A 26972-nucleotide genomic window follows, 5' to 3' on the forward strand; every position below is an offset into this window, starting at 1 on the left:
CTCCGGCTGGACAGTCAAGCGTGCCGGTCCACTCGAACCAAGCCAAGAACCCGAACCACACGGCCACGGGAATGAGCGAGAGAACCACACCCAGCTTCCGTCCCGCTCGTCCGACCAAGATTCCCCAAAGAAGAAGAGCCACCCCTGCAACGACGTACCCCATGCTTGCGTCCTAGCAATTCCGTACCCACGGCCACCAGACGCCCGCGGGTCCACCGATACCGACGACGTAGTGGATTGAGATGCATCGATTGCCCACCAACTGCGACGCCCCGATCGCGGCGACTGTCGCACAAGAGACCTGGAGGAGCTTTGCGAACGGCACAGGAGACTTGCTCAGCACTCCGGCACAAGCTGCGTAGCCGCCGATCGCTGCGCGACTCTCCGCTTTGTTCAGGTGGACTTGAATGTACGGCCCGAAGAACTGAACGGTGGGATCCGCGACGACGGGGAAAACCGCTCCGGTCGTGTCCACAATCTGCGACAGGGTTGAGCCGGAGATCTCGTAGCGCGTGGGGAGCGCCTGACCCGCAGCGTCAATAGCCCAGGGAGCTTCGATGCCTCCCACGAAGCCATTGGCGTTCGACACAGAGACCGAACCATCGTCGAGGAGAAGCAGCTGAGTGCCACCGTTGAAGGTCCACTGGGGATCTTCTCCGAGCGGGTCCGACAGCATTGCGGAGAGCCGCGTCGCCCCCTCCTCAGGAAAGCTGACGGCGTATGTCACAGATTCGCCCTCCGCGAGTGCATACTGCCCGGCTTCCGAGATCGCCGCGTTCTCGGAAGCGCCGAGGGTGACGTCCACATTGATCCCGTCCAGAGCCACAGATGCAGAACCCCCATCCATCTGCAGCGCAGGCACTTCGGCGTCCGCCGGCGTGGAAGCGCCCACGGCGGCAACCTCCGCATCCTCGAGGACACCCGTGATGTCGTCGGATTCTTCGGGAACGGATGCCTGCGCAGTGAACGGCACGAGAGCAAGAACGAGACTTAGTGCGCTCCCGCAGAGAACGGTCCGGCGGGAAGCAGTATTCGTCATGCGAACCACATAAGCACACGAATGAGGACATACCAGTATGCAATGCTGGCGGACTCCCGGTCAGCTCAAGGACTGCCTACGCCGCAATCCCCCGCAGCAACCGCACCACCGTCTCCTCCACCCGCTCCGCACTCAACGGCTGCCCGATCAGCGCGGAGTACGACGCCATCGCGATGAACTGATCCGCGATCGCCCCCGCATCCACATCCGCCCGCACATCCCCCGCAGCCCGTCCGCGCGCCACCCGCTCCGACACCCACTCCCGGATCGGCGCCGCCAGCCGCTCGTTCAAGACGAGCCCCAACTCAGGATCAGCCGCCGTCACCTCGATCAGCGCCCGCGCCAGCGACACGCCCTCGGGCCGCGCAAGCCCTACGGACACCGCCGTGAACCAGGCGCGCAGGTCGGCTCCGAGGTCGTCAGTCATCGGCACGACGACATCCGAACCAGGGACCACGCCCTCGAGCAACGCCTCTCCGAGGATCGCGGCCTTCGACGGCCACCACCGGTAGATCGTCTGCTTCGACACTTCCGCCTCAGCCGCGAGGCCCTCGATCGTCACGGCGTCGTATCCGTCTGCGGCGAGCGCGCGCCGCATCGCGTCCAGCACGGACTGGCGGGCTTTCTCACTGCGAGGTCGAGGCACCCATCCACCGTACTCAGGCGTACACTGGAACATAAGTAGACGCACCGTTGCGAAACTACAACGGCACCCGAGCAAGGAGAACGAGCATGGCCCTCACCGCACACTCCACCATCGGCGACTGGATGAACGACCCCACCGGCGGGCCTCTCATCCGCGGACTCTTCGAGAAGACGGGCGCCGACCCCGAACTCCTCACCCCCGTGCTCGGACTCCCCCTGCAGCAGCTCGTCGCCATGAGCCAGGGCCAGCTCCCGCAGTCGGTCGTCGACGACCTCGTGCGCGCCGCGAACAACGGCGAGATCCCCGAGGCCGACGACTCCGAGGGCTGGACCGAGAAGGTCACCTCCGGCCGCTTCGCCGGCAAGACCGTCATCGTCACGGGCGCCGCATCCGGCATCGGCAAGGCCACCGCCTCGCGCATCGCCCGGGAAGGCGGACGCGTGATCGCCAGCGACATCGCCGCCGAGAAGCTCGACGCCCTCAAGGCCGAGCTCCCGGACGCCGACATCGTCACGGTCGCAGGCGACCTCACCAAGCAGGACGCGATCGACGCCGTGCTCGCCGCCGCGGGCGACCGCATCGACGGCCTCGCGAACGTCGCCGGCATCAACGACGACTTCTCCCCTGCCGGCGAGACCCCGGATGCCGTCTGGGACCGCGTCATCGCGATCAACCTCACGGCTCCGTTCAAGCTCATGCGCGCGGTCATCCCCGTGATGGAAGCGGCCGGTCGCGGCGCGATCCTCAACGTGTCGAGCGAGGCGGGCCTGCGCGGCAACGCCTCGGGCAACGCCTACACGGCCAGCAAGCACGGCATCATCGGCGTCACCAAGTCGGCAGCGTTCATGTACGGGCCGAAGGGCATCCGCGTGAACTCCGTCGCCCCGGGCGGCGTCGCCACCGGCATCCCGATGCCCCCGCACATGTCCGAGTACGGCTCCGGCCGCCTCGCCCCGTTCCAGCAGGCCATCCCGACCGTCGCGACCGCCGAGCACCTGGCCGCCTCGATCACCTTCCTGCTGTCGGACGACGCCGTGAACATCAACGGCGCCATCCTCGCCTCCGACGGCGGCTGGTCCGTGCAGTAAGCCCGCACCCGCGACGAAACGCTCCCGCTGACCGACAGCGGGAGCGTTTCGTCTTCCCCCACGCGTCCCGTGACGTACAGGCATCCGCCAGGATATGTATCGGAAACACACCTGCCCTAGATTCAGAAAACCAGGGCCACAAGCCCCCTCCGCACCACGACGACGTGACCGGTCGCCCCGAGTTCTGCCTATCCGAAAGCACCCATGCCTCGACTGACCTCTGCCAGCCGTAGACGACTGATCGCGACTCTTCCGATCACCGCTCTCCTCGCCGGATCCCTCCTCGCCACATCACTACCCGCCGCGGCCGCCGCCGCAGACCCGATCGACGGAGCCCACACCTCGGGCGACCCCATGTTCCCGAACATCGGCAACGGCGGATACGACGCCCTCGACTACGTCGTCTCCCTCAGCTGGAGCCCGACCGGAGTCGCGAACGGACTCATCACCGGGGACATCACGACGGCCACGACCACCATGACCGCCCGCGCGCTCTCACCGTTGCGCACCTTCTCCCTCGACTTCGAGGGCATGAGCGTCGACGCCGTGGTCGTCAACGGAGTCCCCGCCACCTGGACGCGCGAGATCGACGAGGCCACCGAGAAGTTCAAGCTCATCGTCACCCCCTCCACCCCGGTCGACGGGGACTTCATAGTCGCCATCACCTATCACGGCACGCCAGTGGTGCACGTCGACAGCGACGGCGCCTTCGAGGGCTGGAACGGCACGAACGACGGCGCGATCCTCCTCGGACAGCCGATCGGCACGATGGCCGGATTCCCCCACAACAACACCCCGAGCGACAAAGCCACCTACACGATCTCGGTGGATGCCCCCTCGGTGCTCGCCAACGTGGCCGGCGTGCAGGGCAATGCGGCCGTCGCCAGCAACGGCGAGCTGAAGTCGAAGACCGTCTCGGGCGACCGCACCACCTGGGTATGGCGACAGGACAATCCGATGGCCTCCGAGCTCGCGGTCATCGCGATCGGCCGCTTCGACGTGATCGAGGGCTCGATCACCCTGACCGATGGCCGCACCATCCCCTCCTGGTCGTTCATGGACACGGGGCTCAGTGACGCGAACAAGACCACCATCCGCAACCGCGTCGCACAGCTCGAGACCATCACCCGCAACCTCGAGTCGATGTACGGCCCCTACCCCGGCAACAGCACGGGCGTGATCGTCGACACGGTGCCCAGCGGCGTCAACTACGCGCTCGAGACGCAGGACCGCTCGTTCTTCCCGAGCGCGAACTCCGTGAACGGCAACACCCTCATCCACGAGCTCGTCCATCAGTGGTACGGCAACAACGTCGCACCGACCACCTGGACCGACATCTGGATCGGCGAGGGCATGGCCACCTGGGGGCCGACCCACTACAACAGCGCCGCGGGCTTCGGCGGGGGCACGAGCACGGAGCAGAGCTACTTCACGTCGTGGAACAACAAGGCCGCGTCGAGCTCGGACTGGAACATCCCCCCGGGCGCGCAGACCGCCTCGGACGAACTCTACGGTTACCAGACCTACACCCGCAGCGCGCAGTTCTGGGAGGCACTGAAGATCTCAATCGGCGACGACGCGTTCTTCGCACTGATCAAGGAATGGCAGACGCGCTTCGCCGGTCAGAGCCGCACGAGCGCCGACCTCAAAGCCCTCGCCGAGGAGCTCTCCGGCCGCGACATCACGGCCCTCTGGAACGACTGGATCCTCGAACCAGGCAAGCCCGCCTGGCCCGACAAGCTGTCGCTCTCGTTGACCACCGGCGTGCCGGCGACGGAACCGCTCGACACCGGCGACAGCGTCACCTACTACCTCAGCGCCACCAACACGGGCCGGGTCGCACTGGCCTCATCCGTGGTCACGGTCGATCTCAGCGAGGTGCTGTCACGAACGACCTCGTTCACCCCGCCGCCCAGCATGGTCCTCGACGGCACCACGCTGACCTGGACAGTGCCCGCCGGCACCCCGCCGGGCACGGTGGCGGGCATCGCATTCTCGATCGACATCGCAGCGGACGCACCGAGCGGCGCCTTCTCGGCGACCGCACGCGTCGCGAGCCTCGGCGGCACCTGCGTCACCTGCGTCGCGGACCTGTCCGTCATGGAAAAGGTCGCACCGACCACACCACCGACGATCACAGGCACGGCCGCCATCGGCGAGACCCTGACCGCGACCTCGGAAGGGTGGCCGGCAGGCACGACACTCAGCTACTCGTGGGCGATCGACGGTGAACCTGTCATCAGCTCAGCCCGCGCGGCCGCGCCGGACGCCCGGTTCGTCGTGCCCGCGGGTGCCCTCGGCAAACGGATCACGGTCACCGTGACCGGGACACTCGACGGATTCCGCGCCGGTTCCGTCACGAGTGCCGCCACCGAAGCCGTGGCGCCCGCGGTGACCTCCGGCGGCGGAGCCACCGCCCCGGGTGGCGCCGGCCCGAGCACCGGCCAGCTAGGTCAGACGGGTGCAGAGCTGCCCGTCGGCGGAGCGATCGTCGGCGTGCTGCTGCTCCTGCTCGGCGGGGCTGTCATCGCCCGGCGTCGCCGCCACCACGTCGACGCCGCCTGAGACATCGGGGATGCCGTGACCCGATCGCGGCATCCCCCGATGTTCGCTCTACCCCGCGCTCACGGGCAGTCCTACACTCGCTCCATGCTGAAGCTCGTGTAGATCGTGATCCGCGTGACGGACCTTCCCTCGCAGTCCGCGTTCTGGAAGGCAGCCCTCGACTACGTCGAACGCGACCCGGCGGATGACGACTGGGTCGTGTTGAAGCCGCGCGACGCCGACGCTCCCTGCATCGCCCTCGACGCCCACCGCTCCGAACGCGTGCTGCCTCCGCGCATCCACCTCGACATCTACGCCGAGGATCAGGCAGTCGAGGTGCAGAGGCTCCTCGACCTGGGCGCGCGCGAGGTGCACTGGGACGGACGTCCGGCCGACGCCGACTACGTGATCATGGAAGACCCGGAAGGCAACCGCTTCTGCATCGTCGATCGCCCGGATTGGTCAGGCTGGAACCGGTCCGATCACACCTGACCGGACCGCCCGTCCCGCGCCATCGCCTGCCGGTGCGAGGTCAGTGCCGCACGCACGGCGGAGTAGATCACCAGCCATGTGATCAGAATCCCGATGAGGATGAACGCGAGGTTCATGAGAAGGAGGGGTACGAGCGAGTCGGAGAACATCGCCCCAGGATGCCGCACCCCACGCACCCGCCCGATCAGACTCCCCGCATCCGCGCCACGGCCGCCCGCACCAACGCGGCATTGCCGGGAGCGGTCGCCCCGTCGGGGAGCAGCAGCGTGTCTTCCAGGCCGATGCGTGACGCCAGGCCGAACTCGACAGCGAGGTCGAACACGGGCCAGGTCGACCCCTCCTCGCCGTGCAGCAGGATAGGGAGGTCGGGTTCCTCGAGCTGCACGTGGGCGATCATCCCCTCGGCGTGGTCGCGCAGCACCTCGGTCGGCTCATCGGGGAGCTCGATCAGCACCCGCAAGCACTGCCCACGAACGGGCGACCGCTTCCACACCTCGAATCCGGCCGCGTCCCACAACCCGACCTCGACCGCGACGCCACGCTTCAGCAGCAACGCCGCCACGTCGTCGGCACCGGCCTCGTGCCAGTTGACCGACGCGAGATCAGGCAGCTCCGTCCACGCCCCGATGGCGGCGAGCCGTCGCTCGACATCGGGTTCGGCCCATGCGCCCGTCGTCACGCCGACCGGCACTCCGGGGCTCGACGCGCGGACCGCCGTCACCCAGCGAGCGACATCGTCGGCGGCGAGGCTGTCTCGACCGGCGGCATCCTTCGGGTGCACATGCACCTCATCCGCCCCCGCAGCCACCGCGCGCGCGGCATCGTCGGCCACGACCGAGGCATCCGCACTCAACCACGGGTGCTCGACCGCATCACGCGCGCCGTTCACGCACGCCTGCAGCAGTGGACGTGCAGACCGGGCGGGCGGGTCGGAATCCGCCGCGGTCATCGGCCGATCAGCTCGCGCGGGTGCAACTCGTAGGAAGAGGCATCGGTCGACGGGCACTCTTCAGTGCGCACCGTGTGCTCGACCTGACGCGCGACCGCCGCGCTGCGGCCGACCTTGACCGCCTCGGCCTCGCTCATGAAGCTGCTGCCCAACGTCTGCGATTCACCCTCGATGCGGTTGAACCAGATGCCGTTGCGGTGGAACGTCTCGATGTCGCCTGCAGCCATGGCGGGATCCCTTCTCTCACATTCCTTTCTACGTGAGACCACCGACACGACAGAGGGGCTTGACAGCCCCCGCACCATCGCCCGAGCGAGACCGGTTCAGACCGGAAGACCCGCCCGACGCACTGCGTCACCCATCGCCGCGAACGCCTCTTCCAGGATCGGGCGCGGAGTCGCGAAGACCACCCGCACGTGCCCCTCGGCACCGCGTCCGAGCAGGCGCCCCTCGGTCAGGACGACCCCGGCCTGCTCGCGGAAGAACTCGGCCGGCGGCCCCGGAATACCCAGCGCCGATGTGTCGATCCACCCGATGTACGTCGCCTCGGGCACACGGTACACAGCGCCTGGCAGGTGCTCTTGCGCCAGGGCTGCGAGCTGCCGACGCGAACCGTCGAGGTAGTCGGTCACCTCCGTCAGCCAGGACTTGCCCGACCGGTACGCCGCCGTCGAGGCCACCACGCCGAGGGTGGCCGCACCGTGCTGGACCGCGAAGCCGAACCGCTTGTACAGCTGCTGGTCGGCCTCGTTAGAGGTGATCAGCTGCGCGGTCTTCAACCCTGGGATGTTCCAGGCCTTCGAGGCGCTCGTACCTGTGACCGTGTGTGCGGCCGTCGCCTCCGACACCGACGCGTAGGGCACGAACGGCGCACCGTCATAACGCAGCGGGGCGTGGATCTCATCCGCGAACACCCGCCCGCCGCGCCGTTCGACGATCTGTGCGATCGCCTCCAGCTCCTCACGCCCGACGATCGTGCCCGTCGGGTTGTGGGGGTTGCAGAGCACGAGCGTCCGCGCCCCGGCGGCGAACGCCTCATCGATGCGTTGCAGGTCGTGCTGCCAGCGTCCGTCGACCTCGACGCCGGGGACCTCGATCACCGGGTGCCCTATCGCAGGCAGATACGTCAGGAACGGCATGTACGCGGGCGTGGGCACGATCACGGGCGAACCCGCCGGCGCATACTCCTGCACCGCCACACCGAGGGCCGCCATCACGTCCGAGACCGGATGCACGCGTTCGGGATCGACCGCCCAGCCGTACTCGTCGCGCATCCACTCGGCCGTCGCCTCACCCAGCTCCGCAGCCTGCGGGGGTGACAGGTAGCCCAGGTTCTCGTCGTCGATCGCGCGATGCAGTGCCTCCGCGATCTCGGGCGCCACTCCGAAGTCCATCTCCGCCACCCAGGCGCCGATCCGTCCTGGGTGCAGACTCCACTTGCGGCTCTGCGGCCGGTCGAGGAACAGGCGGGTACGGGCGTCGAACGGGTGCGCGGGAGAGGCGGAGGTCATGGTCTGGGTTCCCGCCGAGTCAGCCGGCGGCGTCGATACAGGAAAGACGCAGGACGCGGATCTCGGACACGGGGAACTCCATTCGCAGCGGGACCAGTCCAATCTACGGACGCCCACGCCCCGCCGCATTTCGCGTGTCGATCCGTGACACCCTGCTCCGCCCCGCGGCACGCCTGCCTGCCCGCTCGCCCGCCGGGACGCCTGCCGGACGCGATTGCCGGAGGATCGGACGGATGCATGAAGATACGCAAGAACTCCTCATGCATCCGTCCGATGTTCATGCATCTGTTCGGGGAAGGCCGGGAGCCGGGGGGCCGGAGGGCCGGGAAGTCCGGCCGTCCGGATCAGGCGACGTCGAGCACCCAGGTCACGCCGAAACGGTCGGTGAGCATGCCGAAACCTGCCGACCACGCCGATGCGGCAAGCGGCTCGATCACGGTCGCGCCCTCGGCGAGCCCGTCCCAGTACCGCTGGACCTCGTCGAGCGAGTCGGCGCGCAGGGACTGGAAGAAGGTGCGATCGGTGATGGTCATTCCGTTGTCGCGGCGCGTGGTTCCCGCTGTCGTCGTGGGGTCCTGCTCGTCCTCACCCGGGATGTCATACGCCATCAGGCTCACGGCACCGTCCAACTGCCCGAACACGACCTTGTCGAACCCGGGAACACCCTCGGGCATACCGAACTGTCCATAGGTGGCGACCGTCACCTGCCCGCCGAACACGGACTGGTAGAAGTCAAGCGCGTGCCGGGCGGTGCCGCGGAAGTTCAGGTGCGTCGTCGTGGTGATGGTCATGGTCTTCTCCTCGTCACGGGCCCCGCCGATCGGGACCTACTGACGACCACGATCACAGGAGTAGCGGTCGGTTCCTGTCCTCTACTTCGGGCAGACTGAATCGCATGACCGGGAGTTCGTCACGCATGCTCGCACTGCTGTCGCTGCTGCAGACCCCACGCGACTGGCCGGGGTCCGTACTGGCGGAACGCCTGGAGGTCAGCCCGCGCACTGTACGCCGCGACGTCGACCGGCTGCGCACGCTCGGCTACCGGATCAGTGCGATCAAGGGACCTGACGGCGGCTACCGTCTCGCGGCAGGGTCGGAGCTCCCGCCGCTGCTGTTCGACGACGACCAGGCCGTGGCGATCGCGGTCGCCCTGCAGACGGTTCCCTCGAGCGGGATCGACATCGATGAGGGCGCCGCCCGAGCCCTCGCCACCGTGCGCCAGGTGATGCCGTCCCGACTGCGACATCGAGTGGACGGCATCCGCTTCGCCGATACCGCCGCCGAAGTGCGCGTCGAGCCGGCCGTCCTGGAGGCGGCGAGCGCAGCCGTCCGCGACCGGCAGATGCTCCGCTTCGACTACGGCCCCGACCGCGACCGCCCGGCCCGTCGCACCGAGCCGCACGCGGTGGTAGCTCGCGAGGGACGGTGGTACCTGCTCGCCTGGGACCTGGAGGCCGACGACTGGCGCACGTTCCGCCTGGACAGGATGACACCGCGGATCCCGACCGGCCCGTCGTTCACCCCGAGACCCATGCCCGCCGCGGATGCGCAGACATACCTCGCCGCCCGGGCCAAAGGGTCGACGACCGAAGACCGATGGCCGTGCGTAGGCGAGGTCGTGATCGCGCTCCCTGCCCGCGATATCGCTCCCTGGGTCGGCGACGGGGAGCTGGAGGAGCTCGCCGACGGGTCATGCCGCGTCACGGTCGGATCCTGGTCGTGGGTGGGGGTACTCGCCTCGGTCGCCCGGTTCGACGCGCCGTTCGCCGTCGTCGGACCGGAAGCGCTGCGGGAGGCGGCGGGAGTCCTGGCGCAGCGCTTCACCGCGGCGGGCGACTCGTCCTCCTGAACCACCCATTCGCGGAAGGTATCCCCATTTCCCGGAAGAACCTCCTCGATCGCGGCCACACCACCTCCCCGTTCGCTTGACTGGCTCGAGGACGAAGGATCTGCGGGGAGATGCATCAGGCCCTCACCGCACATATCTAGTACTTCTACTAGTTACACCGTAGAGTCGAAGGATGGGGACAGTGACGAAGACGGAACTCAATCAGCAGACCGCGCGGGTGCTGGCGCGCGTCACCGCGGGCGAGCATCTGACGGTGACGGATCGTGGGCGTCCGATCGCGGAGCTGACGCCGCCCGCTGAGACGGCATGGACACGCATGATCGCCAGCGGGCGCGTGACGCTCCCGACCAAAAGTGGGCCTCTCACCAACGCCCCGGTTCCCGACACGATGTCGACCGCAGAGGTCCTTCGAGACCTCCGCGCGGACAGCGCGTGATCTACCTCGACGCCTCGGCTGCTGTGAAGGCACTCGTCCTCGAAGCAGAGACCTCGGCGATCGTCGAGGCCTTCGGCGCCGGAGCGGAATTCGTCGCCTCCCGACTCCTCGCCGTCGAGCTGCACGCCGTGGCAGATCGACGTTCTCTTGATCACGGAAGCGCTGATGACCTGCTCGATCGAGTCGCGCTCGTCTCCCTCGACGATGACACGATGGCCCGAGCCATCCGCCTCCGCAGCGGCCTGCGCACTCTCGATGCCCTGCACCTGGCAACAGCGATCGAGCTGAGCGACGTGGTCACGTCCGTTCTCACCTATGACGACGAACTCGCGGCGGCGGCACGCGCGCATGGACTTCCTCTCGCTGACCTCTCGTGAGCGCAGTGCCGCCGTCCTCCGTGACCGACTCTGACTCCGCAGCCCGCGCGAGAGCGTCCCCACCCGCGCCGGTAGACTGAACCTGCCCCGCCGGCCCCTTCCTTTGGAGTGCGCGTGACCACCGCCCCTGCACCTTCCCCCCAGCACGTCCCCGACTCCGTCGAGAACGCGATCGCGACCCCCGAGAAGGAGCAGCCGTACGGCGCCCTCGGGCTCAAGGACGACGAGTACGCGCGCATCAAGGAGATCCTCGGCCGCCGCCCCACCTCGGGCGAGCTGGCGATGTACTCGGTGATGTGGTCGGAGCACTGCTCCTACAAGTCGAGCAAGAACTACCTGCGCCGCTTCGGCCAGAAGGTCTCCGACGAGATGAAGGAACGCCTCATGGTGGGCATGGGCCAGAACGCGGGCGTCGTCGACGTCGGCGAGGGCTGGGCCGTGACCTTCAAGGCCGAGTCGCACAACCACCCATCGTTCATCGAGCCGTTCCAGGGCGCGGCCACGGGCGTCGGCGGCATCGTCCGCGACATCATCTCGATGGGCGCCCGCCCCGTCGCCGTCATGGACGCGCTGCGCTTCGGGGCGATCGACCATCCAGACACCGCCCGCGTCGTGCACGGCGTGACCAGCGGCATCAGCTTCTACGGCAACTGCCTGGGCCTTCCGAACATCGGCGGCGAGACCGTCTTCGACAGCGTCTACCAGGCCAACCCGCTCGTGAACGCGCTCGCGGTGGGCGTGCTGCGTCACGAAGACCTCAAGCTCGCCAACGCGACCGGCGTCGGCAACAAGGTCGTCCTGTTCGGCGCCCGCACCGGTGGCGACGGCATCGGCGGCGCGAGCATCCTGGCCTCCGACACGTTCGCCGACGGTGGCCCGACCAAGCGCCCCGCTGTGCAGGTGGGCGACCCGTTCGCCGAGAAGGTGCTCATCGAGTGCTGTCTGGAGCTCTACCGCGGCGAGCTCGTCGAGGCGATCCAGGACCTGGGCGCCGCCGGCATCTCGTGCGCGACCAGCGAGCTCGCGGCCAACGGCAACAGCGGCATGAAGGTGTCGCTCGACAACGTGCTGCTGCGCGACCCCACGCTCACGGCCGAGGAGATCCTCATGTCGGAGTCGCAGGAGCGCATGATGGCGATCGTCGCCCCCGAGAAGCTCGACGCCTTCCTGGCCGTCGTGAACAAGTGGGAGGTCGAGACCTCCGTGCTCGGCGAGGTCACCGGCGACGGACGCCTCATCATCGACTGGCAGGGCGAGCGCATCGTCGACGTCGACCCCTCGACCGTCGCGGTCGACGGTCCCGTCTACGACCGCCCGGTCGCCTACCCGACGTGGATCGACGCCCTACAGGCCGACGCCGCCGAGAACCTGCCGCGCGCGAACGACGCGGAGACGCTGCGCGAGCAGTTCCTCGCCCTCGTCGCCTCCCCGAATCTCGCCGACACGAGCTGGATCACGAACCAGTACGACTACTACGTGCTCGGCAACACGGCCCTGAGCTTCCCCGACGATGCCGGCATGATCCGCGTGGACGAGGAGTCCGGCCTGGGCTTCGCGGTCGCGACCGACGCCAACGGCCGCTATTGCCAGCTCGACCCGTACGCCGGCGCACAGCTCGCGCTCGCCGAGGCCTACCGCAACGTCGCCGTGACCGGTGCCGTGCCGACCGCCATCACCGACTGCCTCAACTTCGGCTCTCCCGAGAACCCCGAGGTCATGTGGCAGTTCGGCCAGACCGTCGACGGCCTGGCTGACGGCTGCTACGAGCTGGGCACCCCGGTCACCGGCGGCAACGTCTCGTTCTACAACCAGACCGGCGACGTGCCGATCCACCCGACCCCGCTGGTCGGCGTGCTCGGCATCATCGACGACGTCTCCCGCCGCATCCCGTCCGGCTGGCAGGACGAGGGGCAGAACATCTACCTGCTCGGCACCACCTCGACCGAGCTCTCCGGTTCGGCGTGGGCCGAGGTCGTGCACCAGCACCTCGGCGGTCTGCCCCCGAAGGTCGACCTCGCGGGCGAGAAGCGCCTCGCCGGCCTGCTCGCCGCGGCCCGTGACGAGTGGCTCATCTCCTCCGCGCACGACCTGTCCGAGGGTGGCCTCGCGCAGGCTCTGGCCGAGGGCGTCATGCGCTTCGGCGTCGGCGCCCGCGTCTGGCTCAACGAGATTATCGAGCGCGATGGCGTGGACGCCGCGACGGCACTGTTCTCCGAGTCGACCGGCCGCGTGATCGTGACCGTTCCGCGCGAGGACGACGTGAAGTTCCGCGGACTCTGCGAAGGCCGCGGCTACCCGGTGATGCGCATCGGCGTGACCGACAGCGAGGGCGCGAAGCTCGAGGTGCAGGACGTCTTCACCGTGACGGCCGCCGAACTCCGCGAGCGTTCGCAGGCCACGCTGCCGTCGTACTTCGGCCCGACCGTCACCGAGGCGGTCAGCGCATGAGCAACGACGGTCTCAGCGAGGACTACGGCGACCTCGGCGAGAAGCGCAACCGGCGCATGCGCATCGTCGCGTGGACCGTCATCATCGCGCTGATCCTCGGCGGTGGCGGCGCGACCGTGCTGACGCTGCTCCTCGGCTGAGTCGGGAACAGCAGACTCGGGCTCCGATCGAGCGGCACTCCGTCGGCGCGGTCAGCCCTGCGCGTGGAGCCGGCGTGGTTCCGCCACCCCGTCCACGGAGGTCAGCTCCCAGACCTGATCGCCCTCCGGGATGAGCGGCTCGAGCCACTCCGCGACGGTCTCGAACACCGCATCCTCGAGGTCTTCCCAGCTCCACCCCTGCGGACGCGGCGGTACGTCGGGCTCCCACCCCTCCTCGCCCCAGTCGACACCGAAGAGCTGCCGCTCGTCGTCGAAACGACGGTCGAGCACGAACGCGTCGTCACCCGTGAACCGCACCCACACATCGAACGGCCCCTCGCCGTCCTGCCCTAGGAAGAGGTCGATCGCGACCGCGTCGGTGGCCGCGTCCTGGAAACGCCGGAGCTTCCCGGCGACGTGGTCGGATGACGCAGCCAGGACGCGCATCAGTCGCGCACGGTAATCGCTGGTGTGCATGCCACCAGAGTAGACAGCGATCCGTCACGACGGGCGAATACCCCGCACCGTCAGGCGCCGACCTCAGCGCGTGAAGAGGTAGTGGACCAGGTCGACGATGCCGTCGGGGCCGCGGCTCTCCCGCCCGAGCGAGTCCACGATGATCGCGCCCAGGATGGCGCGTCCGATCTGTGCGACCGGGGCGTCCTCCGGCAGTTGACCGTCGCGTATCCCCCCACGCAGCCGTTCGGAGAGATGCTGCTCGACCCCGAGGCTACTCCCGAGATGCGCGCCGACCGCCGCGTCTTCGGCGGCAGCGGCGACGAGTGACTGCAGCAGCGCCTGACCCTGTGCGGAGGCGAGGATCGAGAACACCGACTGCAACCAGGTCTCGACGTCGGAGGACAGGTCACCCGTGTCTGGTACGACGAAATCGACGGGGATGAGCCGCCCGTCCACGAGGCAGTCGGCGATCAGGGCACCACGCGACGGCCACCAGCGGTAGATGGTCTGCTTGCCCACCCCGGCTTCCTTGGCGATGCCCTCGATCGTGAGCCGGTCGTACCCCTGCGCGTGGAACAGTCGGGAGGTCGCATCGAGGATCGCTTCGCGCGCCGCCGTGCTGCGCACGGGGCCGCTTCGATGCTCGTTCGCCATCCGTTCAGGATAGCCACAGATCGCTAGACGAGACGTGCCGTATGATCTTCGAGTCTGAAGGAGACCACTGTGGCATCACTGCTGTACCGTCTGGGTTCGTTCGCTGCGCGCAAGGCATGGACGGTGATCGTGTCGTGGGTGCTGATCCTCGGCCTCGGCATCGGCGCGTTCCTCACCCTGGGCGGCACGCTGAGCAACAGCTTCGACATCCCCGGCACTGCGTCCGGAGCCGTGACCGATGAGCTCGCCGACAAGCTGCCCGACACCGCCGGCGGCACCGGAACGGTCGTGTACAGCACGAAGGACGGATCACCGTTCACCGACGAGCAGAAGCAGGCGATCTCGGACCTCGCCGTGAGCGCCGAAGACCTCGACGGCGTCGCGCGAGTGATCGATCCGTTCGACGCCCAGAAGCAGCAGGACGAGCAGGCGCAGAAGCTCGCAGACGGCCAGACACAGGTCGCCGACGGCCGCACCCAGCTGGATGCCGCCCAGACGCAGCTCGACGACGGTCGCGCACAGCTCGAGGCCGGGCTCACGCAGCTCACGAACGCTCGCGCCCAGGCGGAGCAGTCCGGAGCCGGATCCGCACAACTCGCAGCCCTCGATGCCCAGATCGCCGCCGTGAACGCGCAACTGGCTCAGGTCTCCGCGCAGAACGCGCAGCTCGACCAGTCCCGCATCACCCTCGATGACAACGCCGACCAGGTGGAACTGGGTTCGACCCTGCTCGACCTGGCCGACGGCATCGGCGTGGTGTCCGACGACGGTTCGACCGCCATCGTCAACATCTCGTTCGTGGACCCGCGCCTCGAACTCTCCGAAGAGGTGAAGCAGGACGCCATCGACCACTTCGCGTCCTCACCCATCGACGGCGTCGAGGTCGACTTCGGCACCGACATCGCGCAGGGCGTGCCGGAGATCTTCGGTGTCGGCGAGGCGGTCGGCCTCGCGTTCGCCGCGATCGTCCTCATCGTGATGCTCGGCTCCCTCATCGCCGCCGCCCTCCCGATCGTCACCGCCATCGTGGGCGTGGGCGTCGGCGTCACGGCCTCCCTCGCCTTCTCGGGCGTGGTGAACATGGCGTCGGTCACACCGGTATTGGGCGTCATGCTCGGTCTCGCCGTCGGCATCGACTACTCGCTGTTCATCGTCAACCGACACCGCAAGCAGCTGCTCGCGGGAGTTCCGGTGCGGGAATCCATCGGCCTCGCGACGGGCACATCCGGCACGGCCGTCGTGTTCGCCGGCACGACCGTGATCGTGGCCCTCCTCGCCCTCAACGTGACCGGCGTGCCCTTCCTCGGCCTCATGGGCACGGTGGGCGCGGTGTGCGTCGCCGTGGCCGTGCTCGTCGCCATCACCCTCGCCCCCGCCATCCTCGGCCTCGTCGGCACGCGCTTGCTCAGCCGTCGCGCGCGCACCACGATCGGCGAGGAGCACGCCGCGGGCAAGCCGGTGAAGCGCATGTCGACGCTCCGCGCCGTCGTCACCGCGCTCGTGAGCGTCGTCGCCCTGCTGATCATCGCGATCCCCGCCATGTCGATGCGACTCGGACTGCCCGACGGATCGAGCGAGCCGAGCGACTCGACCAGCTACCGCGCCTTCCAGACCGTCGACGAGCAGTTCGGCGAGGGCGCGAACGGCCCCCTGCTCGTGACCGCGACCCTCGACGAAGCGGTCAGCGACGACGACCTGCTCCCCACGCAGGTGACGATCGCGCAGGCCATCGCCGACCAGGACGATGTGGCTGCGGTCGCCCCGATCGCCACCTCCGACGACAACACGCTGCTCGCGTTCCAGGTCGTGCCGAAGGAAGGCCCGAACAGCGCGTCGACCGAGCGGCTCGTGCAGGACCTCCGCTCCATGTCGCCCGTCGCGGAGGGGGTCACCCTCGGCGTCGCCGGTCAGGCCGCGATCAACATCGACATCTCCGAAGCCCTGGCGGGGGTGCTGCCGCTGTACCTCGTGGTCGTCGTCGGCCTCTCGCTGCTCATCATGATCGTGGTGTTCCGGTCGCTGCTCGTGCCCATCATCGCGACGGGTGGCTTCGTGCTCTCGCTGTTCGCGACCTACGGCCTGATCGTGGCGGTGTTCCAGTTCGGTTGGGGTGCCGAGATCATCGGGCTGCACAGCACCGGGCCTATCCTGAGCTTCCTGCCCGTGATCCTCGTCGGCATCCTGTTCGGGCTCGCGATGGACTACCAGCTGTTCCTCGCCTCCGGCATGAGGGAGGCTTTCGTGCACGGCGCCTCCGCCCGCGATGCCGTCGCCCAGGGCTTCCGTGCCGGGCGCTCGGTCGTGATCGCCGCGGCCCTCATCATGGTGTCGGTCTTCGGCGGGTTCATCTTCTCGGAGTCGACGATCATCCGCTCGATCGGATTCGGGCTCGCGTTCGGCGTGCTGCTCGACGCGTTCGTGGTGCGGATGCTGTTGATGCCCGCGCTCATGCACCTGCTCGGACGCTCGGCCTGGTGGCTGCCGCGCTGGCTCGACCGCATCCTGCCCAACGTCGACATGGAGGGCGCAGCGCTCGAACGCGACCACCCCGGCATGAAGGCCGTGGCGGTGCCGACGACCACCGACTCGGTGCCGACGACCCGCACCTCCGACTGACGGCACCCTCGACGTTCGAATCGCGTGAATGGTTCCATCTGGCCCTCAGATGGAACCATTCGCGCGATTCGAACGCGCCCCGGGATGGGGTGCCTAGAGTGGGCAGATGACCGCCGATGTCCGGGAACGCCTGCTCCCACTGCGCGCGCACGCCGAAGCACGCGTGCGGGCGACTGCGGCGGTACTGGACGAGCTCACCCACGACCGCGCAGGCTCGAACGACGACGACGAGCACGACCCCGAAGGCGTGACCCTGTCGTCGGAGTGGTCCCGCCTGACCGGCCTCGCCGAGGCGGCGGCATGCGAGCTGCAGCAGGTCGACGACGCACTGGCACGAGTGGACGCCGGCACCTACGGCATCTGCGCGAACTGCGGGCGCCCCATCCCCGCGGGGCGCCTGGAGGCACGACCGTTCGCCGAGTACTGCGTCGCGTGCGCCGAGAAGCTCGGCCGATAGCCCCTGACGGCGGCGACGATCGCGAGTAGCATCCCACCCATGCCCATCACCCTCGAGAACGTCGGCATCGCGGTGCGCGACCTGGAAGCCACCATCTCCTTCTTCACCGACCTGGGCCTCACCGTGCTCGGTCGAGACGAGGTAAGCGGAGAGTGGGCCTCGACCGCGGTCGGCCTCGACGGCAACCACGCGAAGATCGCCGTGCTGCAGACCCCCGACGGACACGGCCAGATCGAACTGTTCGAGTACATCCATCCGGACGCGATCGACACGGAGCCGACACGGCCGAACGAGATCGGCATGCACCGCATCGCCTTCTCGGTCGACGACATCGACGAGTCGCTGGCCATCGCCGCCCGACACGGATACCGCCCGCTGCGCGGTGTCGCGAACTACCAAGACGTCTACAAGCTCACCTATCTGCGCGGCCCGAGCGGCATCCTGCTGATGTTCGCACAGGACCTCACGAAGAGCTGACCATCCCGCACCTGCGAGTCCCGCGCTGGACCGTCAGCCCCTCGATATGGCCTCCGCGATCGCGCTGCCCAGGTCGGTCGTCGAGGCCGTGCCGCCGAGATCGGGGGTGAACGGCGCAGCGTCCGCTCCTCGTGCGAGCACCTCTTCGATCGCGGCGAGCACGGCGGCACCGGCCTCGTCGTAGCCGAGGTGTTCGAGCATCATGGCTCCGCACCAGATCTGGCCGATCGGATTCGCGATGCCCTTGCCCGCGATGTCGGGCGCCGACCCGTGCACGGGCTCGAACAGGCTGGGGTAGCGGCCTTCGGGGTTGATGTTCGCACTCGGGGCGATGCCGATCGTGCCGGTGCACGCGGGGCCGAGGTCGGAGAGGATGTCTCCGAACAGGTTGCTCGCCACGACCACGTCGAACCAGTCGGGGTGCAGCACGAAGTTCGCGGTGAGGATGTCGATGTGGAACTGGTCGCGCCGCACCTGCGGGTAGTCGGCACCGATCGCGGCGACCCGCTCGTCCCAGTAGGGCATCGAGATCGAGATGCCATTGCTCTTGGTGGCCGAGGTCAGATGCTTCGCGTCGCGCTTCTGCGCCAGGTCGTAGGCGTAGCGCAGCACCCGGTCGACGCCGGTGCGGGTCATCACGGTCTCCTGCAGCACGAACTCGCGGTCTGTGCCCTCGAACATGCGCCCGCCGATGGACGAGTACTCGCCCTCGGTGTTCTCGCGCACGACGTAGAAGTCGATGTCACCCGGTACCCGACCTGCCAGTGGAGAGACCACGCCGGGCATCAGCCGCACCGGCCGCACATTCACGTACTGGTCGAAGGCGCGACGGAACTGGATGAGGCTCCCCCACAGGCTCACGTGATCGGGCACGACATCGGGCCAACCGACCGCTCCGAAGTAGATCGCATCGAATCCGCGCAGAGTCTCGAACCAGTCGTCCGGCAGCATCTGTCCGTGCTCCTGCCAGTACGCGGCGCTTGCGAAGTCGAACTCCTCGAACTCGAGCGCGATGCCGAAGCGGTCAGCCGCTGCCCGCAGCACGCGCAGCCCCTCGGGCATGACCTCGGTGCCGATGCCGTCTCCGGCGATCACGGCGATGCGGTGGGTGGTCGTCATGGGGTTCCTTCCAGTGGAGGTTCGAATGGCGCAACTTGTTGTGAATCGTGGTCGGATGCGACCATTTGCGCGATTCGAAGGTCAGGGCACGTCGGGGTGGTGGCACGCGACGCGGTGAGAGGCGCCGTGGTCGTCGAGAGCGGGGACGACCTCGGCGCAGATCTCCGTCGCCTTCCAGCAGCGCGTGCGGAAGCGGCATCCGCTGGGCGGCGACACCGGGCTCGGCACGTCACCGGTCAGCACGATGCGCTCGCGCGCCCGCTCGGCCCGCGGATCCGGCACCGGGATCGCCGAGAGCAGCGCCTGGGTGTACGGGTGCATCGGCCGCTCGTACAGCTCGTCGACGGGGCCTTCCTCGACGAGCTTCCCGAGGTACATGACCCCGACGCGGTCGCTGAGGTGCCGCACGACCGAGAGATCATGCGCGATGAAGAGGTACGTGAGGCCGAGGTCGCGCTGCAGGTCGTCGAGCAGGTTCAGCACACCGGCCTGCACGCTGACGTCGAGCGCACTCACCGGCTCGTCGAGCACGATGACCTCAGGCTCCACGGCGAGAGCCCTCGCGATGCCGAGTCGCTGCCGCTGTCCGCCGGAGAACTCGTGCGGGAAGCGGTCGGCGTGCGCGGGGTTGAGGCCCACCTGCGCCAACAGCTCCTCGACGCGACGGTCATGGTTCCCTCGGTGCAGGCCATGGATCACGAGCGGTTCAGTGAGCGTGGCCCGCACCGACTTGCGGGGGTTCAGCGACGCATACGGGTCTTGGAACACGAACTGCACGCGACGACGCAGAGCGCGCAGGCGTGCCCCCTCGACCCGCGTGATGTCGTCGTCCCCGAGAAGGATCGCTCCGCCGTCGCTCGACTGCAGCCGCGCGACGCTGCGCCCGAGCGACGACTTCCCGCACCCGGACTCACCCACGAGCCCGAACGTCTGCCCGCCCTCGATCGACAGGCTGACGTCGGACACCGCCTGCACCACGTCGCGTGTCCGTCCGAACAGCCCGCCGCCGACCCGGTACTCCTTGACGAGGCTCTGCACGGTCAGACCGGTCCTCACGACACCACCTCAGACTGCCATTCGTCGACGCGCACGCATGCGGCCGTGTGTCCGTCTCCGACCTCGACCGACGCAGGCACCGCCACATCGCACCGGCCCACCACCGCATGCGCGCACCGCGGTGCGAAGCGGCATCCGACCGGCCAGGCCGTGGCTACCGGGGGCTGCCCTGCGATCTGATACAGCCGTTCGTCGCGCGACACCCTGCGGTCGATGCGTGGCAACGATGCCAGCAGTCCGGCCGTGTAGGGATGCGCTGTCTCGTAGAACAGCGGATCGACGTCGGCCGTCTCGACCAGTCCCCCCGCGTACATCACGAGCACCCGGTCGGCGGTGCCTGCCACCACGCCGAGGTCGTGCGTGATCAGCAGCACCGTCGTGCCGGTGCGGTGCTGCACCTCGCGCAGCACCTCGAGCACCTGCGCCTGCACCGTCACGTCGAGCGCGGTCGTGGGCTCATCCGCGATCAACAGATCGGGTTCGTTCGCGATGCTCATGGCGATCATGACCCGTTGCCGCATGCCGCCGGAGAACTCGTGCGGATAGCGGTCGACGCGCAGCTCGGGCGAGGGGATACCGACGAGGTCGAGCAGCTCGATCGCTCTGGCGCGGCGCTCGGCAGCGGTCGACTCCGGTGTGTGCACCCGCACCGCCTCCACCAGCTGCTCGCCCACGCGCATGACCGGGTTGAGCGCGGTCAGCGCATCCTGGAACACGACCGCGATGTCCTTGCCGCGGACCTCCCGAAGCTGGTCGTCCGCGAGTCCGACGAGTTCCCGGCCGCGGAATCTGATCGACCCGGTGACGACGGCCTTCTTGGGCAGCAGTCCCATGATCGCCATCGCGGTCATCGACTTGCCAGAGCCCGACTCGCCCACGATCCCGACGGTCTCCCCCTCGCGCAGCACGAACGAGACACCCTCGACCGCCTTCGCCAGCCCGGCATCGGTGCGGAAGCTGATGGACACGTCCTCGACCTCGAGGAGCACTGGCGCCGCGCTCACAGGTTCTTCCCCTGAGGGTCGAGGGCATCGCGCAGCCCGTCGCCGATGAAGTTCACGCACAGCACCGTCACCAGGATGAACAGGCCGGGGAAGTACAGCAGGTACACCTGGGGTGTGCCGACGTAGCCGGCCGCCTGGCTGAGCATCGAACCCCAGCTGGTCTGCGGGGGCTGCACTCCGAACCCGAGGAAGCTGAGGGTCGACTCGGCGATGATGGACGAGGCCACCGCCAGACTCATCGCGACGGCGATCACGCCCGCGAGGTTCGGCAGCAGGTGCGAGATCACGATGCGCGGCCCCGATGCTCCGATGCCTCGTGCCGCATCGATGAAGTCCTTCTCCCGGAGCGACAGCACCTGCGCGCGCACCACCCGGGCGATGTACGTCCACCCGAGAGCGGTGAGCGCGAGCACGATCGTGGTGGGCGAGGGGCCGAGCCCCTGCAGGATCACCGCGAGCAGGGCGATCGCCGGCACGATCAGGAACAGGTCGGTGATGCGCATGATGAGTTCGCCGATCCATCCGCCGACGTAGCCCGCGATCGCGCCGAGCGCGGTACCGACGACCGTGGCCAGCAGCGCGACCGACAGGCCGATCGCGAGCGACACCTGTCCGGCGAACAGGATCTCGCTCAGGTAGTCGCGCCCCAGCTCATCAGTACCGAGCCAGTGCTCCGGCGACGGCGGGGTGGGGCCGAGCAGCAGATCCTGCTGCCCCTGCGAGTAAGGCGCGATCACGCCGGCGCCGAAACACGTCACCAGCAGGATCACCAGCACGACGAGGCTCACGACGCCGAGCCGGTGCCGGAGGAAGCCTTTCAGCAGCTGACGGGTGGGAGCCTTCTGCGGATCCTGCTCGGCGAGCAGCTCCTCGCTCCCGGCGATGCCTGCACCGCTCATGACAGCCTCACTCTCGGGTCGAGCACCGCATAGGCGATGTCGGCGATCAGGTTGCAGACGACGACCGCCACGGCGACCACGAGCATCCACGGCAACAGCACGAACACGTCACCCGCCACGAGCGACTGCAGGAAGAGACGACCCATGCCGGGGATCGCGAAGATCTGCTCGGTGACCACGAGGCCCCCGATCAGGATCGCGGCATCGAGCGCGACGACCGTGACGAAGGGCGCCATCGAGTTGCGCACCGCGTGCTTCCAGATGACCTGGCGTCGGGGAACGCCCTTGGCCCTCGCGGTGCGCACATAGTCGCTCGACAGCGCATCGAGCATGGCCGCACGCCCGAACCGGCTCCATGACGCGACGAGCGCGATCATCAGGGCGGCCACCGGCAGCACCAGGTGGCGGATGTAGTCGAGCACACCGGTCTCTCCCGGTGAGTTCAACCCGATGAAGAACAACGGGGGTTCGCTGAGCCCGAACTGCTCCTTCGGCCACACGGCGAGGGTCTGGATCAGGATCAGCCCGAACCAGAAAGCGGGCATCGCGATGCCGATGTACGACGCTCCCGTGAGCAGGTTGTCACCGAGCGAGTACTGCCGGACGGCGGAGTACACGCTCACGCCCCCGGCGATCAGGATCGCGACCAGGAGCCCCCAGAACGCGAGCTGCAGTGTGGGCCACAGCGCCTCGCCGATGAGCGGCAGCACGGGGGTGCCGGTACGGGTGCTCACACCCCAGTCGCCCGTCACCATCGCCCGCAGCCAGAGGAAGTACTGCTCGGGGATGGACCGATCCAAGCCCAGCCGTTCGACTTCGCGTGCGATGACCGAGGGGTCGTGCGCCTGGCGCAGTTTCGCGAGCGGGTCGAACGTCGCCCTGACCGCCCAGAACAGGATGAACGAGGCGACGAGGATGACCGGCACCGAGTACAGCACCCGTCGTGTGATGAAGGTGATCACGTCGTCGCCTCGTTCCTGTCCTGACTGTCGAAACCGACCGGGCTCAGCCCGCCAGGCCCCATTCGGCCAGGTTCCAGAACGGACCCTCGACCGGGTTGATCTGCAGCGGGCCGCCGACCTTGTCGCTCCACAGCAGCACGTTCGGCACGGTGTCCAAGGGCAGGGAGGGGACGTTCTCCGCGATCAGCGCGTCCGCGTCGTGCGACGCCGCGACGCGGGCGTCCTGATCGAGCTCGCTGTCGACCTGTCCGAGCAGGTCGTCGAGGCCGGGGATGCTCGTGCGGTAGAAGTTGATGCCGGAGAAGCCGTTGGCCTCGCTCGGGATGTTCACCGACGAGAAGGTCGAACTCAGCGTGGGGTCCGGGAAGGTATCCACGAGCGCCCACAGCCCGGCCTGGAAGTCGCCCTGCGGGGCGATCGTGCCGAACAGGTCGGCCGGGGTCACCTGGTCGATCGTCATCTCGAACCCGGCATCGGCCAGCTGCGACTGCAGCACCTGCACCGTGAGGTCCCGACGCTTGTTGCCGGCGAGAGTCTTGATCGAGAAGGTGGCCGTCTCACCATCCTTCGCCCACACGCCGTCGGCGTTCTTGGCCCATCCGTCGCTCGTCATGAGCTCGTCGACCTTGTCGAGATCGAGCGTGTAGGCGGAGAAGTCGTCTGCGGCGAACGGAGCGACCATCGGGGTGTTGAAGCTCTGCTGGGCCTTGTCGATCCCGAGGCTCCCGAACAGGCGCTTCACGATGGCGTCGCGGTCGATGGAGTAGGCGAGTGCCTGTCGCACCGCGACCGAGTCGAAGGGGGCGACGGCGTTGTTCAGCCAGATCGCTTCGAGGTTGCCGCTGCGGGCGTCGACCTGCGAGGTGATGCCGGGCAGCCCCGCCTCGATCTGCGTGAGGGCGTCGAGCTGCGGCGAGGGGTAGAGCGCGCTGACCTGCCCGCTCTTCAGCGCCTGGAACGCCGCCGTGGTGTCGGGCAGGAACAGGAAGGTCACCTTGTCGAGGTGCGGCTTCTGGCCCCAGTAGTTCTCGTTAGGCACCAGCGTGACCGAGGTGCTACGGGTCCACTTCTCGATCTTCCAGGGACCTCCGCTGAAGTCGTAGCCGTCGGACATGAGAGCACTGCGGTCCTTGCCCTGGAGCAGGTGGGCGGGCATCAGACCGTACACGCTGAACAGGGTGCGCCACCCCGCGTAGGCCGAGCTCAGGGTGATCACGGCGGTCTGCGGGTCGCTGGCGTCGATCGACGAGATCCGGTCGTAGCCCGTCTTGTCGAAGATGTCGTCGCCGTCGCGGACCTGCAGCGCCGTGTATTCGAAGTCGGCCGAGGTGATGGGCTCGCCGTCGGACCACACCGCATCCGGATTGATCGAGTACGTGATGGTCTGGGTACCGTCGTCCGCGACCTCGGCGACCGGCTCTCCGGTGACGAGATCTGAGGGCACCGGCACCCATTCGTCATCGACCTGGCGGGTCTGGAAGACGCTGGGCAGCGTCGGGGTCTGCATGATGTAGCTGCCCCAGATGGAGCCGGCGCAGGTGGCGATCCAGTCGGCGCAGTCGGGCTCCTGCTCGGCGCCGATCACGAGTTCGCCGCCGTCGACGACGGCGACGTCGCTGGGCGCGGGAGTCGAATTCGACGTCGTGCAGGCGGTGAGCGAACCCACCAGCGCGGACACGGCGAGCGCCGCGACGAGGACGCGACGGGATGAGGGTACGGCGGTGCGGAGGGGTGATTTCGACATGGACGGATCTCCAGTGATCGAGCGACTGAGGGGGCAGTGCGAACGTGCTGTCGTGCGGGTAGTGGTCTGACTCTAGAGCCGACCGGAAGAGATAGCAAGCACTTTAGTCAATGTTCGTGACTAGGAGCGAGATCAGCATTGTCCCACCGCTCGCCGGCCAGAGTCCGCAGAGCCAACTGCTGCATGCGGCGCTGATCGTGGATCGCTCCGTTCAGCCCGGTGGGCTCGTGTCCGCCGTCGAAGATCTCGAGCACCGCATCTCCACCCTTCGTACGCAGCCGATCGACGTAGCCCTGCACGCCGATCACAGGGGTACGGGTGTCGATCGAGCCCTGATTGACCCAGACAGACGCCGTGACCTCGTCGAGATACGAGATGGCGGAGAAGCGCTCCACGAGCTCAGGGGGCACCCAGGAGGTCCACACCGTGCGCACCGCGGGATTCATGGCCTCGATGGTCACCGACCAGTCCGCGACCGCGACGTGCGCGAGCCCGCCCGCGAACAGTTCGGGGAGCCGCCCGATGCTCAGCAGCGTCATGTGCCCGCCGTACGAGGCTCCCGTGATGAAGGTGGAGGCCGGATCGGCGAGGCCCTGTGCGCGCAACCACGCGATCGCCGCGGCGACGTCCTCGATCTCGCGATCGCCGCCCGCATTCCAGAACCCCTCCCGGAAGGCGCGCCCGAACGTCACCGAACCTCGGTAGTTGAGCGAGGCATACGCGAAGCCCGCGTCGATCCAGGCCTGCGCCGAGGGGTTGTACGCGTCGACGGCCACGAGCATCGGTCCTCCGTGGATCTCGAGCACGGTGCCGAGCGGTTCTCGCCCCTCGGGGGACCCGGACCACAACTGCACCCTGGTGCCATCGGCGCTGGCCACGAGGGTCGAGGTGAGCGGCCGGCCCGGCGGGACCGGCGCAGGTGCGATCAACGGCGTCTCGGCACCGTCGGAGGCGACCTCGGTCACGTGGATCGGCACGTCCCAGCTCGAGCGCAGAGCCCGGATCCTGCCATCGGGCGCATAGTACGACGTCCAGTAGAAGGGATGCACGCTGGCGATGTCGGGCTCCGCGAAGCTGCCCCCTTCGAGCACGACCCGCACCGACCCGTCGGCCTCGTCGAGTTCGAGCAGTCGGTGGATGCCGCCGTCGACATGCAGGACCAGGATGCGACCCCCCGCGGCGTTCCAGTCGAGCGCGATCACCTCGCCGGCGAGGTCGGTCAGATCGAAGTCGCGCCGTTCACCGGTGCGCGGATGCCAGAGGACCGGTCGCGAGAATCCGCTGCGCTCGGTGTTGAGCAGCAGCCGATCGTCGCCGGTGACCGGAGAGAACCGCACGGCGCGCACCGGACCGTCGGGAAGGTCGTCGAGCGTCGCCACGGTCTCGCCGGTCGCACCGTCCACGACCGTGATCAGCGGGCGACGGATGCCGGGGTTGTGGTCGGTCGTGTCGATCGATACGAGTGAGGCATCGGCAGCCGGCAGCCCGAACCACGCCTCGACGGGGTTCGAGTAGACCACCCGCGGTTCACCCCACGGGGAAGCAGGGATCATCAGCACGTGGAAGCCCTTTTCATCGACGACCGTGGCCACCAGCGCGGAGCCGTCGAACGACGTCGCAAGGCCGCGGAGCACGAAGGGTTCGCGCCCAGGGGTGAGCTCGACCCGGGCGGTTCCGTCGATCGACGTGGCAACGAGCGAACCCACCTCGGAACCGCCGCCGTCATCGAGGTCGATGATCCATCGCCCGTCGTTCGTGAGGATCGCGCTCGTGCTCACCTCGAACGGCAGGAGCTCGCCCGGAGCTTCCGGCGAGCGCCAGACCCGGCCCCGCGCACCGTCAGGGTGGTTCTCGACGACGAGCGCCAGGTCGACCGCGCCCACGGACGGCCGCACCGTCAGCAGGTACGGAGCCGCGAAGCGCTCCTCGAGTGCCTCGGTCGCGGATCCTTCCGGGGTGTGCAGCATCCTTGCTCTCCTCACCATCGTCATCGACGTCTTCGCCAA

Annotated in this window: 27 protein-coding genes; 11 read left to right on the forward strand and 16 right to left on the reverse strand. The window is 68.3% G+C overall.

Going from position 1 to position 26972, the window contains the following annotated elements:
* Positions 1–172: 172 nt before the first annotated feature.
* Positions 173–1039 carry a hypothetical protein gene (locus RN51_RS05040; protein ID WP_156149097.1) on the reverse strand — a complete coding sequence of 289 codons (867 nt, stop codon included), beginning with the start codon at positions 1037–1039 and terminating at the stop codon, positions 173–175.
* 76 nt (positions 1040–1115) lie between these two features.
* Complete coding sequence (locus RN51_RS05045; RefSeq protein WP_231579223.1) at positions 1116–1685, reverse strand: TetR/AcrR family transcriptional regulator; 570 nt, start codon at positions 1683–1685, stop codon at positions 1116–1118.
* Between the two features lie 86 nt (positions 1686–1771).
* Here RN51_RS05045 and RN51_RS05050 point away from each other — a divergent pair, with 86 nt between their 5' ends.
* From RN51_RS05050 to RN51_RS05060, 3 genes are all read left to right on the forward strand, one after another.
* Positions 1772–2773 (forward strand): SDR family NAD(P)-dependent oxidoreductase, encoded by a 1002-nt coding sequence (locus RN51_RS05050; protein WP_045262963.1) that lies wholly within the window; start codon positions 1772–1774, stop codon positions 2771–2773.
* Between the two features lie 204 nt (positions 2774–2977).
* Positions 2978–5338 (forward strand): M1 family metallopeptidase, encoded by a 2361-nt coding sequence (locus tag RN51_RS05055; RefSeq protein ID WP_045262964.1) that lies wholly within the window; start codon positions 2978–2980, stop codon positions 5336–5338.
* 114 nt (positions 5339–5452) lie between these two features.
* Positions 5453–5809 carry a VOC family protein gene (locus tag RN51_RS05060; protein WP_331454183.1) on the forward strand — a complete coding sequence of 119 codons (357 nt, stop codon included), beginning with the start codon at positions 5453–5455 and terminating at the stop codon, positions 5807–5809.
* Here the strand turns inward: RN51_RS05060 and RN51_RS18350 are convergent.
* The 5 genes from RN51_RS18350 to RN51_RS05080 form a co-directional block, all read right to left on the reverse strand.
* The gene (locus RN51_RS18350) at positions 5800–5958 is read right to left on the reverse strand and encodes a hypothetical protein (protein WP_156149098.1); all 159 of its coding nucleotides are present in this window, start codon (positions 5956–5958) and stop codon (positions 5800–5802) included. The two genes, RN51_RS05060 and RN51_RS18350, sit on opposite strands and share 10 nt — an antisense overlap.
* A gap of 35 nt (positions 5959–5993) precedes the next feature.
* Positions 5994–6758, reverse strand: coding sequence for a 3-keto-5-aminohexanoate cleavage protein (locus RN51_RS05065; RefSeq protein ID WP_045262965.1), 765 nt, complete (start codon positions 6756–6758; stop codon positions 5994–5996).
* Positions 6755–6985: a hypothetical protein gene (locus RN51_RS05070; RefSeq protein WP_045262966.1), complete on the reverse strand. Its 231-nt coding sequence runs from the start codon at positions 6983–6985 to the stop codon at positions 6755–6757. The genes RN51_RS05065 and RN51_RS05070 overlap by 4 nt, the downstream gene beginning before the upstream one ends.
* A gap of 96 nt (positions 6986–7081) precedes the next feature.
* On the reverse strand, positions 7082–8269 hold the full coding sequence (locus RN51_RS05075; protein ID WP_082066427.1) for a MalY/PatB family protein: 1188 nt from the start codon (positions 8267–8269) through the stop codon (positions 7082–7084).
* Between the two features lie 344 nt (positions 8270–8613).
* Complete coding sequence (locus RN51_RS05080; protein ID WP_045262967.1) at positions 8614–9060, reverse strand: VOC family protein; 447 nt, start codon at positions 9058–9060, stop codon at positions 8614–8616.
* Positions 9061–9164: 104 nt separating this feature from the next.
* On the opposite strand from RN51_RS05080, the gene RN51_RS05085 reads away from it, so the two are divergent.
* The 5 genes from RN51_RS05085 (at position 9165) to RN51_RS18515 (ending at position 13519) form a co-directional block, all read left to right on the forward strand.
* Complete coding sequence (locus RN51_RS05085) at positions 9165–10118, forward strand: helix-turn-helix transcriptional regulator (protein ID WP_045262968.1); 954 nt, start codon at positions 9165–9167, stop codon at positions 10116–10118.
* Between the two features lie 181 nt (positions 10119–10299).
* Positions 10300–10554, forward strand: coding sequence for a type II toxin-antitoxin system prevent-host-death family antitoxin (locus tag RN51_RS05090; RefSeq protein ID WP_052674589.1), 255 nt, complete (start codon positions 10300–10302; stop codon positions 10552–10554).
* Positions 10551–10931, forward strand: coding sequence for a type II toxin-antitoxin system VapC family toxin (locus tag RN51_RS05095; protein ID WP_045262970.1), 381 nt, complete (start codon positions 10551–10553; stop codon positions 10929–10931). Before RN51_RS05090 ends, RN51_RS05095 begins: the two co-directional genes overlap by 4 nt.
* A 114-nt stretch (positions 10932–11045) precedes the next feature.
* Positions 11046–13379 (forward strand): phosphoribosylformylglycinamidine synthase subunit PurL, encoded by a 2334-nt coding sequence (gene purL, locus RN51_RS05100; protein WP_045262971.1) that lies wholly within the window; start codon positions 11046–11048, stop codon positions 13377–13379.
* Positions 13376–13519, forward strand: a complete 144-nt coding sequence (locus tag RN51_RS18515) for a hypothetical protein (protein WP_164734066.1) — start codon at positions 13376–13378, stop codon at positions 13517–13519. The genes purL and RN51_RS18515 overlap by 4 nt, the downstream gene beginning before the upstream one ends.
* Positions 13520–13570: 51 nt before the next feature.
* On the opposite strand, the gene RN51_RS05105 is transcribed toward RN51_RS18515, so the two are convergent.
* Both RN51_RS05105 and RN51_RS05110 read right to left on the reverse strand, forming a co-directional pair.
* Positions 13571–13996: a DUF6389 family protein gene (locus RN51_RS05105; RefSeq protein ID WP_045262972.1), complete on the reverse strand. Its 426-nt coding sequence runs from the start codon at positions 13994–13996 to the stop codon at positions 13571–13573.
* Between the two features lie 63 nt (positions 13997–14059).
* Positions 14060–14632 (reverse strand): TetR/AcrR family transcriptional regulator, encoded by a 573-nt coding sequence (locus RN51_RS05110; RefSeq protein WP_045262973.1) that lies wholly within the window; start codon positions 14630–14632, stop codon positions 14060–14062.
* Positions 14633–14701: 69 nt separating this feature from the next.
* On the opposite strand from RN51_RS05110, the gene RN51_RS05115 reads away from it, so the two are divergent.
* The 3 genes from RN51_RS05115 (at position 14702) to RN51_RS05125 (ending at position 18182) form a co-directional block, all read left to right on the forward strand.
* Positions 14702–17248 carry an MMPL family transporter gene (locus tag RN51_RS05115; protein WP_045262974.1) on the forward strand — a complete coding sequence of 849 codons (2547 nt, stop codon included), beginning with the start codon at positions 14702–14704 and terminating at the stop codon, positions 17246–17248.
* A 106-nt stretch (positions 17249–17354) separates the two neighbouring features.
* Positions 17355–17705, forward strand: a complete 351-nt coding sequence (locus tag RN51_RS05120; protein ID WP_045262975.1) for a TraR/DksA family transcriptional regulator — start codon at positions 17355–17357, stop codon at positions 17703–17705.
* Positions 17706–17744: 39 nt separating this feature from the next.
* Positions 17745–18182, forward strand: coding sequence for a VOC family protein (locus RN51_RS05125; protein ID WP_045262976.1), 438 nt, complete (start codon positions 17745–17747; stop codon positions 18180–18182).
* Positions 18183–18215: 33 nt separating this feature from the next.
* Here RN51_RS05125 and RN51_RS05130 read toward each other — a convergent pair whose 3' ends face one another.
* The 7 genes from RN51_RS05130 to RN51_RS05160 form a co-directional block, all read right to left on the reverse strand.
* Complete coding sequence (locus RN51_RS05130; protein WP_045262977.1) at positions 18216–19301, reverse strand: tartrate dehydrogenase; 1086 nt, start codon at positions 19299–19301, stop codon at positions 18216–18218.
* 81 nt (positions 19302–19382) lie between these two features.
* Positions 19383–20357, reverse strand: a complete 975-nt coding sequence (locus RN51_RS18355) for an ABC transporter ATP-binding protein (protein ID WP_045262978.1) — start codon at positions 20355–20357, stop codon at positions 19383–19385.
* Complete coding sequence (locus tag RN51_RS18360) at positions 20354–21361, reverse strand: ABC transporter ATP-binding protein (protein WP_045262979.1); 1008 nt, start codon at positions 21359–21361, stop codon at positions 20354–20356. Before RN51_RS18360 ends, RN51_RS18355 begins: the two co-directional genes overlap by 4 nt.
* Positions 21358–22260 (reverse strand): ABC transporter permease, encoded by a 903-nt coding sequence (locus RN51_RS05145; RefSeq protein WP_082066428.1) that lies wholly within the window; start codon positions 22258–22260, stop codon positions 21358–21360. The genes RN51_RS18360 and RN51_RS05145 overlap by 4 nt, the downstream gene beginning before the upstream one ends.
* Entirely contained in the window at positions 22257–23222 is a 966-nt protein-coding gene (locus tag RN51_RS05150) for an ABC transporter permease (protein WP_045262980.1), read from the reverse strand. The genes RN51_RS05145 and RN51_RS05150 overlap by 4 nt, the downstream gene beginning before the upstream one ends.
* Before the next feature lie 43 nt (positions 23223–23265).
* Entirely contained in the window at positions 23266–24966 is a 1701-nt protein-coding gene (locus tag RN51_RS05155) for an ABC transporter substrate-binding protein (RefSeq protein ID WP_082066431.1), read from the reverse strand.
* Positions 24967–25073: 107 nt separating this feature from the next.
* On the reverse strand, positions 25074–26933 hold the full coding sequence (locus RN51_RS05160) for a prolyl oligopeptidase family serine peptidase (protein WP_052674590.1): 1860 nt from the start codon (positions 26931–26933) through the stop codon (positions 25074–25076).
* Positions 26934–26972: the final 39 nt, after the last annotated feature.

The sequence above is a fragment of the Microbacterium oxydans genome (genome assembly GCF_000956405.1).
Classification (GTDB): Bacteria; Actinomycetota; Actinomycetes; order Actinomycetales; family Microbacteriaceae; genus Microbacterium; species Microbacterium oxydans_C.

What these genes read in the sequence shown, in the direction of transcription:
- RN51_RS05050 (WP_045262963.1), top strand. Translation starts at nt 1,772, where the DNA reads ATGGCCCTCACCGCACACTCCACCATCGGCGACTGGATGAACGACCCC.
- RN51_RS05070 (WP_045262966.1), bottom strand. Translation starts at nt 6,985, where the DNA reads ATGGCTGCAGGCGACATCGAGACGTTCCACCGCAACGGCATCTGGTTC.
- RN51_RS05130 (WP_045262977.1), bottom strand. Translation starts at nt 19,301, where the DNA reads ATGACGACCACCCACCGCATCGCCGTGATCGCCGGAGACGGCATCGGC.
- RN51_RS05120 (WP_045262975.1), top strand. Translation starts at nt 17,355, where the DNA reads ATGACCGCCGATGTCCGGGAACGCCTGCTCCCACTGCGCGCGCACGCC.
- RN51_RS05065 (WP_045262965.1), bottom strand. Translation starts at nt 6,758, where the DNA reads ATGACCGCGGCGGATTCCGACCCGCCCGCCCGGTCTGCACGTCCACTG.
- RN51_RS18350 (WP_156149098.1), bottom strand. Translation starts at nt 5,958, where the DNA reads ATGTTCTCCGACTCGCTCGTACCCCTCCTTCTCATGAACCTCGCGTTC.
- RN51_RS05080 (WP_045262967.1), bottom strand. Translation starts at nt 9,060, where the DNA reads ATGACCATCACCACGACGACGCACCTGAACTTCCGCGGCACCGCCCGG.
- RN51_RS05040 (WP_156149097.1), bottom strand. Translation starts at nt 1,039, where the DNA reads ATGACGAATACTGCTTCCCGCCGGACCGTTCTCTGCGGGAGCGCACTA.
- RN51_RS05055 (WP_045262964.1), top strand. Translation starts at nt 2,978, where the DNA reads ATGCCTCGACTGACCTCTGCCAGCCGTAGACGACTGATCGCGACTCTT.
- RN51_RS05145 (WP_082066428.1), bottom strand. Translation starts at nt 22,260, where the DNA reads ATGAGCGGTGCAGGCATCGCCGGGAGCGAGGAGCTGCTCGCCGAGCAG.
- RN51_RS18515 (WP_164734066.1), top strand. Translation starts at nt 13,376, where the DNA reads ATGAGCAACGACGGTCTCAGCGAGGACTACGGCGACCTCGGCGAGAAG.
- RN51_RS05075 (WP_082066427.1), bottom strand. Translation starts at nt 8,269, where the DNA reads ATGACCTCCGCCTCTCCCGCGCACCCGTTCGACGCCCGTACCCGCCTG.
- RN51_RS05160 (WP_052674590.1), bottom strand. Translation starts at nt 26,933, where the DNA reads ATGCTGCACACCCCGGAAGGATCCGCGACCGAGGCACTCGAGGAGCGC.
- RN51_RS05105 (WP_045262972.1), bottom strand. Translation starts at nt 13,996, where the DNA reads ATGCACACCAGCGATTACCGTGCGCGACTGATGCGCGTCCTGGCTGCG.
- RN51_RS05085 (WP_045262968.1), top strand. Translation starts at nt 9,165, where the DNA reads ATGACCGGGAGTTCGTCACGCATGCTCGCACTGCTGTCGCTGCTGCAG.
- RN51_RS05125 (WP_045262976.1), top strand. Translation starts at nt 17,745, where the DNA reads ATGCCCATCACCCTCGAGAACGTCGGCATCGCGGTGCGCGACCTGGAA.
- RN51_RS05155 (WP_082066431.1), bottom strand. Translation starts at nt 24,966, where the DNA reads ATGTCGAAATCACCCCTCCGCACCGCCGTACCCTCATCCCGTCGCGTC.
- RN51_RS05110 (WP_045262973.1), bottom strand. Translation starts at nt 14,632, where the DNA reads ATGGCGAACGAGCATCGAAGCGGCCCCGTGCGCAGCACGGCGGCGCGC.